The sequence below is a fragment of the Sphingobacterium faecale genome (genome assembly GCF_016746095.1).
GTDB lineage: Bacteria > Bacteroidota > Bacteroidia > Sphingobacteriales > Sphingobacteriaceae > Sphingobacterium > Sphingobacterium faecale.
In genome coordinates, this window is record NZ_JAERTY010000008.1 from 152,394 (window position 1) to 164,698 (window position 12,305).

Below are 12,305 nucleotides of genomic sequence, written 5' to 3' on the forward strand. Positions count from 1 at the left end.
TATATAGATTATTAAATTTTATCCATATGAGTTTAAGACTAGGTGATGATGCGCCAAATTTTAAAGCGCAAACAACAATAGGTGATATCGATTTCTACGACTACACCGAAGGTAGCTGGGCGGTATTATATTCCCATCCTTCCGATTTTACGCCAGTGTGTACTACAGAACTTGGCCGTACGGCACAGTTGAAGTCCGAGTTCGAAAAACGAAATGTTAAAGTGTTGGCCTTGAGTGTCGATGCTGTACAGGACCATCTGGAATGGGTTAAAGATATCAATGAGACCCAAAATACAACGGTAGATTTTCCGATCATTGCAGACGAGGATCGTCACGTGGCAGGACTGTATGATATGATCCATCCCAATGCTTCCACGACCTTTACGGTACGCTCTGTATTTGTTATCGGTCCAGACCGCAAGATCAAATTGACACTTACTTATCCCGCGTCTACTGGTCGTAATTTTTACGAGATCCTTCGCGTTATAGACTCCTTACAGCTTACTGCTGAATATTCTGTGGCAACGCCTGCGGATTGGAAAGATGGGGAAGATGTTATTGTAGTTCCGGCGATTAAAACGGAAGACATTCCAGCGAAGTTTCCGAAAGGTTTTACGGAGATCAAACCTTATTTAAGAGTTACACCACAGCCTAATAGATAACCACCGTTTTCAGGTGATAAATACAGGCCCAAGGGAAAGTCAATGTCAAGTACCTATTGCACTCAAAATAAAGCAGCTGTTCGTTTTCGGAGCAGCTGCTTTACTATTTGGATTATCCTAGGTATAACCTAATTGGAGATAATCCTGGTTTTGATTTATTGAAACAAATTTGACTAAAAGACCTTTACGATATAGATGTAGTCTTGCAGTTTCTTGATCTGCTCCGTCCGTGGGAGCGTTGATAGCATGTTTTTATTATTTAAGAAGATGTTGCCTTTTAGCGAGTCTGCGGGGATCTTGTTGAGTGTTTCTACAAGTTCTTTAGTTTTGATCGCAAATGCAGCACCATCTATTCCTTTTTGCTTACCTGATATGATTCCAATAATATTTCCCTGGTTGTCCAGTACAGGGCCCCCACTATTTCCAGGATTGACAGGGATGGAAATTTGGTACGCTATAGTGTCGCCGGCATACCCTGTATTCGAACTTAAATACCCTTGTCCATAAACCGCTTCGTCTCTAGGGAATCCCAGTGTGAAGATATCCTCACCCAGTTCTGAACTTTGTTTCTTGAATGTGTAGGGTATATTCTTCAAAATTTTAAAACTTGGATCGGCGATGTGTAAGATCGCAAGATCTTTTTGCGGATCGGTGTAGACAATCTGCGCCTTATAGGCCTGTCCTTTTACATTCTGAAGGTGTACAGAGTCTGCACCGTTGATCACGTGATAGTTAGTGACAACATATCCATCACGGGTCAGCATGAAACCGGTTGCACCGAAGTGTATGGAGGACGAGTTCTTATTTTTGTCGTTGTTAATGTTTTGTATGGCTTTATGCTGTTCGGTCACGTTCTTTTTGACAGAGTTCATCTCTCGGCGCAACGCACTATAATCCGTATTTGCTTTTTTGATGTTTGCGAAATATCCCGTGATCCATAGGGTAGAAAAAACAGAAATCAAGGCCACCGCTGCAGCGACTCCAGCATTTACCTGTAGCTTACTCCATAGCGACGTTGTCTTTTGACCTGTTTTATGATATTTAGTTGCTTCAAAAGCATTCCCTTCTGCGATGAGCGCCTGTTGGAATGCATGGCGCATCTCGTTCTTTTCTAAGTCCTGTACAAACAAACGATGCTGTTCAAATACTTCCGAATAACTGGGCTCTGTCCGACAGAAGCTCTCGAATGCTATAGCATCTTCAGCAGTAAGTTCGCCTCGTAAATATTGATCGGCCCACTCGATAAAATCATGTCTTTGCATACTACTCACTTTTCAAGAGATGAATTAAAAAATATCTTTTTGAGCCGTTGTAGGCATTTGTACTTTTGTGTCTTTGCATTGTCGGTGTTGGTATAACCAAATTTGTCCCGTATGTCTTGCATGGACATATTCGCAATATAGAAGTCTTTCAGGAGGGTCTGGCAAGGCTCGCCCAATTGTGATAGTGCCTTATTCATCTGATCAAACTTCAGCTCCGTTTCCTCGTGTCGCTCCAGATCATCCTCTATACCTAAGAGATCTTCAAAATCAGAAATATCAGATGTATTGGCCGAATTTCCTTTTCGTGTCAGCTGTTTCAGCCAAAGTCTTCTGGATACTGCGTATAAAAAAGTTCCAAGTTTACTACTTAACTCAAATTTTTGTTGAGTAATCTTATCGTACAATACCATCACCGCTTCCTGAAAGATATCTTTCGCTTCATCCTCAGATCCACTGTTGTTAACGATCATTCGTGATATCAAAGGAAAATAGATCTTATAGATCTTATTGATAGCTCTGCTATCTCCTTTTGATACCCCATCGACAATCTCCTGGTCTGAAATTTCTGTGGGAAGTATTTGTCTTATCTTACTCACTTATTAATACCTTAAAATTCAAATAGTAACCCTTGTCTTTGTGAAATTAATAAAGAAAAATAGTTTCCTGCCTTTCTTAAAGCTTTTAATCTCGGACTGGGATGCTTTCTGACCTTGAATATACGCACTTTTGTAAAAATACTTAACCAAACCTAACAGTATTTTTGATGAAATACGAATGAGGCTCTTAAAAAAATGCTATAGACTTGTTAACGAATAACTTGTTGTTTAAGTATGTTGTCTTTTGTAAAAAAAGAGGTTTATTGAAGAGAAATAGGTGGAGGGAGAAAACAAAAAAAGGCATCCTCAATGGACACCTTTATTGTTTTCTTAGCGGTCTGGACGGGACTCGAACCCGCGACCCCATGCGTGACAGGCATGTATTCTAACCAGCTGAACTACCAGACCTAAGAATTTTAATTGTTGTTAAAGATATTTAGCGGTCTGGACGGGACTCGAACCCGCGACCCCATGCGTGACAGGCATGTATTCTAACCAGCTGAACTACCAGACCTAAATTCTTTATTATTACTATTTTTAAGAACGATGAAAAGACGATTCTTTTCTTTGTTTTTAGCGGTCTGGACGGGACTCGAACCCGCGACCCCATGCGTGACAGGCATGTATTCTAACCAGCTGAACTACCAGACCTAAACCCTTCTTGTGAGAAGGTGTGCAAATATAGCGCTTATTTATATAAATCCTAATTTTTTTTAAAAAAAACTTAGTTTGTAGCGCCCTCCTTCATCTTTTCAGCGTTTTCAGCAAACTGTAATGCATCTATAATCGGCTGTATATCACCGTCTAGAATTGTCGATAAATTGTAGGTAGTCAAGTTAATTCTATGCTCTGTAAATCTTCCTTGCGGATAGTTATAGGTACGGATTTTTGCGGAACGGTCACCTGAAGAAACCAAAGTCTTTCTTTTTGCAGCAATGTCGCCGTTCTTTTTATTCAGTTCTATCTCGTAAAGTTTCGTACGAAGCATCTCCATCGCCAATTCTCGGTTGGCCAATTGGGAACGTTCAACCTGACAGACAACAACGATTCCGGTAGGCTTGTGCGTCAATTGCACTTTTGTTTCTACCTTGTTTACGTTCTGACCTCCGGCACCACCCGATCTGGAGGTATGCATTTCAATATCACCTGGGTTGAGCTCCACGTCCACTTCTTCAGCTTCCGGAAGGACGGCAACGGATGCAGCGGATGTATGTACCCGGCCTTGTGTCTCTGTATCCGGGACACGTTGTACGCGGTGTACTCCAGACTCATATTTCAATTGTCCATATACGTCTTCACCGATTACCTTTAAGATAACCTCTTTATACCCACCGGATGTACCTTCTGTAACATCCATTACCTCGTTGCGCCAGCCTTTGGTTTCAAAATAACGGGTGTACATGCGGTATAAATCTCCTGCAAATAGTGCTGCTTCATCACCACCGGTACCGCCACGGATTTCAATAATCGCATTTTTGGAGTCTTCTGGATCTTTTGGAATTAGCATCAGACGAATTTCTTCCTCTTTCTCTTCTCGCTGGACCAGTAGGATATCTTGTTCCTCCTTGGCCATCTCCCTTAGCTCCTGATCCTTCTCATTGACCAATATGTCCTTATTGGTGTCTATATTGCTGATTATATTCTTGTAAATATGGTACTGTTCTACAATTTTTGATAGGTCTTTATATTCCTTGTTCAATTTTGCAAAACGCTTCATGTCATTAATGGTATCTGGATTGCTGAGTTCAGCTTCCACTTCTTGCCACCGTTCTTTAATCGCTTGTAGTTTTTCTAACATAGTTCTGTTTGATAAGTATTAACCACCAAGGGGGCAAATAGCTTAAAATAGCCCTTATATATCCTGTTTAAAGAGGATATCCCTCGGAGGGTTTTGCATCCAAAAGGTATTGCGTCCTTTTAGAGAGTGCAAAAATACTGAAAAATATGGTTTAAAAAGAAGGAATTATTAATGACTTGACACAACTTTCAGTCCTATTATAGAGGCGATTAAAGTGAAAATGAAGAATATTCTCCAAAACTCGGCAGGCTCTTTAAAGAAAATAATTCCCATTAATACCGTGCCCACGGCTCCGATGCCCGTCCATACCGCATAAGCCGTGCCCAGAGGAAGGCTTTGTGTAGCTTTGATAAGCAATCCCATGCTTAAGAATAAACAGACTACAAATCCAGCATACCACAACATAGAAGCGCTGCCAGTAGCCTCTTTGGCCTTACCCAAGCAAGTCGTAAACCCTACTTCAAAGAGTCCGCCCAAGATTAAAAATATCCAGTTCATTTTTTTTGTGCAAAGGTGCTGGTTTCGCTACACATATTTTTTAACAATTGTTAAAAAAGTGAGCTCTTGAGTATACGGTTTTAGGCCATCGTTACTTGATCTCGGCTCTGATCCGCGAAAGCGTCACTTGGGTCACGCCCAAATAAGATGCAATATACCCCAGTTTGATGCGTTGCACAACGTTAGCCTCTTTGGTCAACAGATCACCGTAACGCTCTGCCGCCGTTTTAAAAAGCGTTTGCATCAAGCGCTGCTCGATTTTCAAAGTTTCTAATTCGGCAAGCTTTCTTCCCCAATTGGCAATAGGAAGCGATTGGTTGTAAAGTCGTTGTAGTTTTGATACAGGAATCCGATATAAGACACAGTTTTCCAAAGTGTCGACAATCTCATAGCCAGGTGTTCCGTGTATATAACTGTTCAGTGAAAGGATAGAATCTCCGGGAAAGCAAAAATCCAAAACCGCTTCTTTCTGTTCTTTTGGATAATAGATGCGGCAGATACCTTCGGTCAGGAAGTAAATATATTTGGCGGTTTTATCCTTGTCAATCAGGATGTTGTTTTTCTCCAATTGGATCCGCTCCGTAATCCGGACCAATCGATCCAGTTCATCCATGGGTAGTGCGTATATCTGTTGGATTGCTTCTACGAGTTCCATCGTTCCAGATTAAGGCTGTGGCCGTCCCATACAGCGTAGGTATAATAATTGATCCATTCCCCCAAATTGATGATCTTAGAACCAGCTCCTATTTCAAGCTCATAAGGAAAGTGTCGATGACCAAAAACAAAATAGTCGTAGTGCTGTGTTTTTAGTGCCTCCTTTGCGTATTGGATAAGCCACTCTTTATCTTCGCCCAAGAACTGCTCATCATTGCCATTGGAAATACGACTATGTTTGGACCATCTCTGCGCTATTCCTATACCCAGATTGGGATGTAGACGTGCAAAAAGCCATTGGCAGAAAGAACTCCTAAATATTTTCTTCAGAGTTTTGTATTTCCTGTCTCCAGGGCCCAGGCCATCCCCGTGGTGTACATAGCAGGTCTTGCCGTTTAGGTTCAGCACGAGTTCATTGTCTACAATAGTAGCTCCGATTTCTTTTTTTAAATAGCCAAACATCCACATGTCGTGGTTGCCCTTAAAGAACGTTATTTTAATGCCCAGATCAGCCAGCTCGGCCAGCTTGCCAAGAAATCGAATGTACCCCTTGGGAACGACAGTACGGTATTCGAACCAGAAATCAAATACATCTCCTACCAGATAAAGCTCGGAGGCATCCTGTTTGATATGGTCAAGCCATTTCACAATTTCTCTTTCCCGACTCTCGGACTGTTCCCTAGGGTAAGAGCCCAGGTGAAAATCGGAAGCGAAATATATTCTTTTAGCAATTTGCATGTTGGTGTAAAACTACCAAAATGCCCTGATTTTACAAACAGCTTTCCGGAGCAGCATTGCTGCTCCGGTCTGATCAGGTACTGTGAATTGCCTGTAAGACGTTCTCCGAATAGCCTATGAAAGTTTTAAAGCCAGAAATATTTCGTTAGTTTTGTTAGAAACAATGATCGATTATGACAAAAAATATTGGTTTTATGATGCTGTCCATGGCATTGGTAGCATGTCAACAAAATAAACAGATTGACTCCGTGAAAGATATTACACTACAACCGTATCCGGTCTCCGAAAAGGTCGACCAAAAGGATGATTTTTTTGGGATTACAGTAGAAGATCCTTATCGTTGGCTTGAAGACGACATGTCCGACAAGACTAAGGCGTGGGTAGCGGCTGAGAATGAAGTAACACAGCATTACCTCAAACAGATCCCTTTTCGGGAAGCCATCACACAGCGCTTGGAGAAATTATGGAATTATGAGAAATATTCAGCTCCGTTTGTAGAAGGTGACTATACTTATTTTTATAAAAATGATGGTTTGCAAAATCAGTCCGTACTCTACCGTAAAAAAGGTGATGAGGGTACAGAGGAAGTCTTTTTGGATCCGAACAAGTTTTCTACAGATGGTACCACGTCTTTAGCTGATATCAACTTTAGTAAAGACGGATCGCTCGTGGCATATCAGATATCCGAGGGTGGTTCGGATTGGCGCAAGGTCATTGTATTACATGCTGCAGACAAAAGTGTGGTAGGAGATACCTTGATCGATGTCAAATTCAGTGGCCTCGCATGGCGCGGGAATGAAGGGTTCTACTACAGTTCCTATGACAAACCTAAATCGGGCTCTGCACTTTCAGCGATGACCGATCAGCATAAGCTTTATTTTCATAAACTGAATACCGCACAAGCCGCGGATGAATTGGTATTTGGTGGCGAGAAGACACCACGACGCTATATCGGTGCAGGCTTGACTGAAGACGAGCGTTTCCTTGTAGTAACAGCGGCCAATACCACTTCAGGCAACGAGTTGTATGTCAAAGATCTCGCTGATACGACAGCGGATTTCGTTACCATTGTGGACAATTTTGAGAAAAATCATGCTGTCTTAGACAATGATGGCGATCGTTTTATTATTTATACGGAGCTGGGCGCACCCAATGGTAAGATCGTAGAAACAGTGCTTGCTGATCCGAAACCAGAGGGGTGGAAAGATCTGATCGCTGAGACTGAAAATGTGTTACGCCCTTCTATAGGAGGTGGTAAGATTTTTGCTTCTTATTTGAAAGATGCAACTTCATTGGTACAGCAGTATGACCGTGAGGGAAAATTGGAGCGTGAGATTACATTGCCAGGTGTAGGTACTGCCAGTGGATTCGCTGCCAAAAAAGCGGATAAATCCCTTTATTATAGCTTTACCTCTTATGTTAACCCCGGGACGATATACAGCTATGATATCGCTTCTGGCAAATCTGCTGTCTATAAAAAGTCGGCGATTCAATTTGATCCGTCCCAGTACGAATCCAAGCAGGTATTTTACACTTCTAAAGACGGAACAAAAGTACCTATGATCATCACGCACAAAAAAGGAGTCAAATTAGACGGTACCAACCCAACGTTGCTGTATGGCTATGGTGGGTTTAATATCAGCCTTACGCCATCATTCAGCACGGCGAATATTATTCTCTTGGAGCAAGGCGGCATATATGCCGTAGCAAACTTGAGAGGAGGAGGCGAATATGGGGAAAATTGGCATGTCGCCGGTACAAAAATGAAAAAACAGAATGTTTTCGATGACTTTATCGCTGCTGGAGAATATCTTATCCATGAAAAATATACCTCTTCTGAGAAGCTTGCTATTGCAGGAGGATCCAATGGAGGTCTATTGGTCGGAGCATGTATGACCCAGCGACCTGAATTGTTTAAAGTAGCTTTTCCGGCCGTAGGGGTGTTGGATATGTTGCGTTACCATAAGTTTACAGCTGGTGCAGGTTGGGCATTTGACTATGGGACGGCGGACGACAGCAAAGAGATGTTCGAGTATCTGTACAAATATTCTCCTTATCATGCGCTTAAAGCGAATACCGCCTATCCAGCAACTATGGTTATGACGGCAGATCACGACGACCGGGTGGTTCCGGCCCACTCTTTCAAGTTTGCCGCACGTCTACAGGAGTATAATGTAGGAGACAATCCGGTATTGATCCGTATCGATACCAAAGCCGGACACGGAGCCGGTAAATCAACGGCTATGCAGATTGCCGAGCACGCGGACAAATGGGCATTTATGTTCCAAAATATGGGAATGAGCTATAGTGAAATTAAGTAATACCCATGGTTGATCATCTTATAAAACACATCAACAGTATCACCCCACTGTCGGCAGAGGAAGAAAGTATCGTTGTAGAACTGGTGCGTGAAAAGACATTGGTGCGGAAGCAATTTTTGCATCGTGCTGGTGAAATTGCCCAATATTCTGCTTTTGTGGTGGAGGGGTGTTTACGGTCTTATGCCGTTGATCGAAATGGCTTTGAACATATTTTGCAATTTGCTCCGGCGAATTGGTGGATATCAGATATGTATTCTTTTGTAAAAAGTCAGCCCAGCGAATTGAACATTGATGCCTTACTGGAAACGAAAGTTTTGTTGTTGAGCCGCTCTTGTCAAGTCAGTATTTTTGATCGTATTCCCAAATTGGAAAGATATTTTAGAATTCTAACGGAAAATGCACTGGCAGCGAGCAACCTTCGAACGATAAATTACCTCAGTCTTCCGGCCAAGGTCAGGTACGAGAAGTTTTGTACGATGTACCCTACGCTGATCAATACGATATCTCAAAAATCGGTCGCCTCTTATATAGGCATCACGCCGGAGTTTCTCAGCAAGCTGAGAGGCGAATACTAGATTCAAAAATGGGCTGCCTTACTCCAAGGTAGCCCATTTTTTCAAGAGCGCTCCCGATAACATGGGGATCGGTTCATGTCTGTTGGTGATTCAATAACATTATGAAAGTTTTATTAATCTATATTAAGAATGGTGTGGCCTGTTACTGCGTATATTTGTAATACACAATAAAAGGAGGAAAAATGGCACATACAGTTTTGTACAGATCCGATAGTCGGGGACATGCTGATCATGGTTGGTTAAAGAGTGCGCACACATTTAGCTTTGCAGGATATTATGATCCTGAACGCATTCATTTTGGTGCGCTCCGCGTGTTCAACGACGATTATGTAACTGGAGGCAACGGCTTTGGCCGGCATCCGCATGATAACATGGAGATTATATCCATTCCATTGGAAGGCGAGCTGGCGCATCAGGATAGCATGGGTAACAGTGGTACGATACAGCCTGGCGAGATTCAGGTTATGAGCGCAGGAACGGGCATACAGCACAGCGAGTTTAATGCAAGCGAAACCGATCCTGTAAAATTTTTACAAATCTGGTTGTTTCCCAACCAACAGAATGTGGAACCCCGTTACGATCAGATCCGTTTAGATCCGGAAAATAGGAAAAACAGATTTCAACAGCTTGTCTCGCCTGATCCGAATGATGAAGGTGCTTGGATACATCAGGACGCGTGGTTTCATATGGTTGATTTAGATCAAGACAAAGAGGTCGAGTATGTATGGAAAGCAAAAGGCAATGGCGTCTTCTTATTTGTCCTGGAAGGAGCAATTGAAGTCGAAGGAAGTGTACTGTCGAGAAGAGATGCTATAGGTGTTACCGAGGCAGATCGTATGACAATACGTGCTACGAAGGGAAGTTCCTTATTGCTTATTGAAGTTCCTATGCTTTAAAGAGACAAAAGATTTGATGTAGTAAAACAGAGGCTGCTTTTATAGCCTCTGTTTTCGTAAAATGTCTTTTCTATAACATAGCATTAGTACAAATTTTATAAATTTAGCGCAACCGACAAACAATGCTTTTTCAATCTTGTTTCTGTTAGGAGAAGGAGGGATGACAGGAACCCACAGAAAGCATATGATGTTTACTTCTAAAAAATAAAAAAATACTAATGAGAACAGGTCTATTGCTATTGTTTCTTGCCGTGTTGCACATCAGCTTTACGAGAGCGGCTGCAGAAGTGCATAGCGTAGATTCATTACCGGCGTCGGCAATTGATTCCGTTGTATTTCCCCGGCCGTTATGGAAACCTATAGATTTGAAGATTCAAGATTCGTTGATCAGACCGCTTGATCCGAAGCGTCCCAAGCATTTTTGGCGAGCCGGTACAGAGTGGTTCTTGACCCAGGCTTTTCCGGCAACCTTTAACCGTTTTATAACCAAAGATCCCTATTCCTATATCACGTTCAAGAATTTCATTCAGCATCAGCGACTAAGTGCTTGGGATTGGGATGATAATCAATTTACGACAAATCAGATCGACCATCCTTATCACGGTCAGCTGTACTTTAATGCCTTCCGAAGCAATGGATATAATTTTTACCAATCCAGTATAGCGACATTTGCAGGCTCTTATATCTGGGAGACGGCAGGGGAGACACAGCACCCTGCAATCAATGATCTGGTCAATACGACCTTTGGCGGAATTATTCTGGGGGAGATGACCCATCGGGTATCCCGTAATATCTTGGCCCGGAGTCGGCATGGGCATAACGTTGTGGGCAATGAGATTGTGGCACTATTGGTAAATCCGGTCAATAGTCTGAATCGTTTACTCGATGGCAAATGGGGTAAGCGTGTAGATGATTATTATCTGGTTGACTCTTCGGTGATCAGTGCAGAGATTGATGCTGGATTTAGGCGTTTCGATGCTAAGGAAGGAGATTTTTTATCTAAGGGGAAAGATTCTTTTTATACCAGGTTACGCTTTAAGTACAGTAACGGTGAGCACAATTATAAGCGACCTTTTGATCAGTTTTCGGTCAATCTTGAAGTGGGGAGTGGTGACAGTACTTTTATCAATGCCGTCAATGTGCATGCGCTACTGTATGGTGCCAAATTCTTTAAAACGAAGAAAGGAGATCATTTCGGAACTCTGAATGCACACTACGATTTTTATAATAACGATGCTTTTTTCTATGGAGCACAGAGTTTAAACTATAACTGGCTGTCCGAGTTTACTTACAAAAAAAATAATAAGCTGAATCTAAGTCTGGGGGTAGGGGCTGTTCTTTTGGCAGCAGTGCCTGATCCCTATTTGTTGTACGGTGCCAGTCGTAATTATAACTATGGATCTGGAGCCTCTTATCGTTTTAAAGGGGAGCTCAGTCTATTGAACCGACTGTTATTTACAACAGATTACAATGGCGGTATTTTTTATACGATCAGCGGTACCCCGTCTTATTACATCTTGCATGCAGGTACTGTCGAGGGCAGTTTACGTGTTTTCAAACGATGGTCCATTAACCTACGATCAGGCTATTTCTCCCTTCAAGGCGAATTCAGAGACGAAAAGTATCCCGATTTTTATCGGGAATTTCCGTTTGGATCGGTTTCCATCGGCTATAATATCCGGTTTTAGGCCTGACGGTATTGCATATGTTCCATCCTTTTGCCAAAAATGGAGATCTCGCGCTGCACGACAAATCCCATTTTTTCGTATAGCCGTTTGGCATCTGGATTGTCAAAATCGACAAGCAATCCCAAGACCTCTTGTTTTTTGTGGACAAACTCATCAATTACGTAGTTGATGAGTAGTTTGCCAATACCTTTTCCTTGGGCCAACGAACTTACCGCTATAGTATCCAGGTATATTTCTCCAGCCTGGGTTTCGTTGGCAACCTGGTAATCTATGGCGTAGCGGGTTTTGATATGCGCTAAAACCGGTTTGCGTAGCGCTTCGAGTTGTGCGCCTGGATACAGGCATATCTGTCCCAATATCCCTTCTTTATCTTCCGCTACGAAAATATACTGATAGGAGTACTGGTTGTCTTCCCGTTGTATAAGATCGCTCAGAAAACGTTTGCCTTCTTCGAAGTCTTCTTTCCCAATAAACTGATATACGATTTCGGTCATCGCAAGTATCATCAGCCCTGCTATTTGCGAGGCATCTTCTTTATTTGCTTTACGGATCTGCATTTTTTTTGTTTTATTGTTATATCTATAAAAAAAGGGCCAACATACCTGTTAGCCCTTCTC

The 12,305-nt window shown here is 42.2% G+C and carries 12 protein-coding genes and 3 tRNA genes; 5 read left to right on the forward strand and 10 right to left on the reverse strand.

The features are described 5' to 3' along the window. The first annotated feature begins 26 nt into the window (after window positions 1–26). Window positions 27–662, forward strand: coding sequence for a peroxiredoxin (locus JKG61_RS14515; RefSeq protein ID WP_202103682.1), 636 nt, complete (start codon window positions 27–29; stop codon window positions 660–662). A gap of 173 nt (window positions 663–835) precedes the next feature. On the opposite strand, the gene JKG61_RS14520 is transcribed toward JKG61_RS14515, so the two are convergent. The 9 genes from JKG61_RS14520 to JKG61_RS14560 all read right to left on the reverse strand — a co-directional run bounded on the left by JKG61_RS14520 (window position 836) and on the right by JKG61_RS14560 (window position 6,208). Beyond that, entirely contained in the window at window positions 836–1,924 is a 1,089-nt protein-coding gene (locus JKG61_RS14520) for a S1C family serine protease (protein WP_237249486.1), read from the reverse strand. Between the two features lie 5 nt (window positions 1,925–1,929). Further along, window positions 1,930–2,520, reverse strand: coding sequence for an RNA polymerase sigma factor (locus JKG61_RS14525; RefSeq protein WP_202103684.1), 591 nt, complete (start codon window positions 2,518–2,520; stop codon window positions 1,930–1,932). Between the two features lie 334 nt (window positions 2,521–2,854). Next, window positions 2,855–2,928 (reverse strand) — tRNA-Asp (locus tag JKG61_RS14530). Window positions 2,929–2,960: 32 nt separating this feature from the next. Next, window positions 2,961–3,034, reverse strand: a tRNA-Asp gene (locus JKG61_RS14535). Between the two features lie 63 nt (window positions 3,035–3,097). Next, window positions 3,098–3,171 (reverse strand) — tRNA-Asp (locus JKG61_RS14540). A gap of 73 nt (window positions 3,172–3,244) precedes the next feature. After that, window positions 3,245–4,318 carry a peptide chain release factor 1 gene (gene prfA / locus JKG61_RS14545; protein WP_021069838.1) on the reverse strand — a complete coding sequence of 358 codons (1,074 nt, stop codon included), beginning with the start codon at window positions 4,316–4,318 and terminating at the stop codon, window positions 3,245–3,247. 168 nt (window positions 4,319–4,486) lie between these two features. Continuing rightward, window positions 4,487–4,816 (reverse strand): DMT family transporter, encoded by a 330-nt coding sequence (locus JKG61_RS14550; protein WP_021069839.1) that lies wholly within the window; start codon window positions 4,814–4,816, stop codon window positions 4,487–4,489. Between the two features lie 91 nt (window positions 4,817–4,907). Next, window positions 4,908–5,471, reverse strand: coding sequence for a Crp/Fnr family transcriptional regulator (locus JKG61_RS14555; protein WP_202103685.1), 564 nt, complete (start codon window positions 5,469–5,471; stop codon window positions 4,908–4,910). Further along, window positions 5,459–6,208: a UDP-2,3-diacylglucosamine diphosphatase gene (locus JKG61_RS14560; RefSeq protein WP_202103686.1), complete on the reverse strand. Its 750-nt coding sequence runs from the start codon at window positions 6,206–6,208 to the stop codon at window positions 5,459–5,461. Before JKG61_RS14560 ends, JKG61_RS14555 begins: the two co-directional genes overlap by 13 nt. A 173-nt stretch (window positions 6,209–6,381) precedes the next feature. Between JKG61_RS14560 and JKG61_RS14565 the strand changes: the two genes are divergently transcribed. From JKG61_RS14565 to JKG61_RS14580, 4 genes are all read left to right on the forward strand, one after another. Further along, window positions 6,382–8,529: a prolyl oligopeptidase family serine peptidase gene (locus tag JKG61_RS14565; RefSeq protein ID WP_202103687.1), complete on the forward strand. Its 2,148-nt coding sequence runs from the start codon at window positions 6,382–6,384 to the stop codon at window positions 8,527–8,529. A gap of 5 nt (window positions 8,530–8,534) precedes the next feature. Then, on the forward strand, window positions 8,535–9,104 hold the full coding sequence (locus JKG61_RS14570; protein WP_202103688.1) for a Crp/Fnr family transcriptional regulator: 570 nt from the start codon (window positions 8,535–8,537) through the stop codon (window positions 9,102–9,104). A 182-nt stretch (window positions 9,105–9,286) separates the two neighbouring features. Further along, window positions 9,287–10,000, forward strand: a complete 714-nt coding sequence (locus tag JKG61_RS14575) for a pirin family protein (protein WP_021069844.1) — start codon at window positions 9,287–9,289, stop codon at window positions 9,998–10,000. 218 nt (window positions 10,001–10,218) lie between these two features. Then, window positions 10,219–11,688, forward strand: a complete 1,470-nt coding sequence (locus JKG61_RS14580) for a DUF3943 domain-containing protein (protein WP_202103689.1) — start codon at window positions 10,219–10,221, stop codon at window positions 11,686–11,688. Here the strand turns inward: JKG61_RS14580 and JKG61_RS14585 are convergent. After that, window positions 11,685–12,245 carry a GNAT family N-acetyltransferase gene (locus JKG61_RS14585; RefSeq protein WP_202103690.1) on the reverse strand — a complete coding sequence of 187 codons (561 nt, stop codon included), beginning with the start codon at window positions 12,243–12,245 and terminating at the stop codon, window positions 11,685–11,687. The genes JKG61_RS14580 and JKG61_RS14585 overlap by 4 nt on opposite strands. Window positions 12,246–12,305 lie beyond the last annotated feature (60 nt).

Bases quoted from the DNA above. Each gene is read 5' to 3' on its own strand.
- JKG61_RS14515 (WP_202103682.1), top strand. From the start codon at position 27: ATGAGTTTAAGACTAGGTGATGATGCGCCAAATTTTAAAGCGCAAACA.
- JKG61_RS14520 (WP_237249486.1), bottom strand. From the start codon at position 1,924: ATGCAAAGACATGATTTTATCGAGTGGGCCGATCAATATTTACGAGGC.
- prfA (WP_021069838.1), bottom strand. From the start codon at position 4,318: ATGTTAGAAAAACTACAAGCGATTAAAGAACGGTGGCAAGAAGTGGAA.
- JKG61_RS14550 (WP_021069839.1), bottom strand. From the start codon at position 4,816: ATGAACTGGATATTTTTAATCTTGGGCGGACTCTTTGAAGTAGGGTTT.
- JKG61_RS14555 (WP_202103685.1), bottom strand. From the start codon at position 5,471: ATGGAACTCGTAGAAGCAATCCAACAGATATACGCACTACCCATGGAT.
- JKG61_RS14560 (WP_202103686.1), bottom strand. From the start codon at position 6,208: ATGCAAATTGCTAAAAGAATATATTTCGCTTCCGATTTTCACCTGGGC.
- JKG61_RS14565 (WP_202103687.1), top strand. From the start codon at position 6,382: ATGACAAAAAATATTGGTTTTATGATGCTGTCCATGGCATTGGTAGCA.
- JKG61_RS14570 (WP_202103688.1), top strand. From the start codon at position 8,535: ATGGTTGATCATCTTATAAAACACATCAACAGTATCACCCCACTGTCG.
- JKG61_RS14575 (WP_021069844.1), top strand. From the start codon at position 9,287: ATGGCACATACAGTTTTGTACAGATCCGATAGTCGGGGACATGCTGAT.
- JKG61_RS14580 (WP_202103689.1), top strand. From the start codon at position 10,219: ATGAGAACAGGTCTATTGCTATTGTTTCTTGCCGTGTTGCACATCAGC.
- JKG61_RS14585 (WP_202103690.1), bottom strand. From the start codon at position 12,245: ATGCAGATCCGTAAAGCAAATAAAGAAGATGCCTCGCAAATAGCAGGG.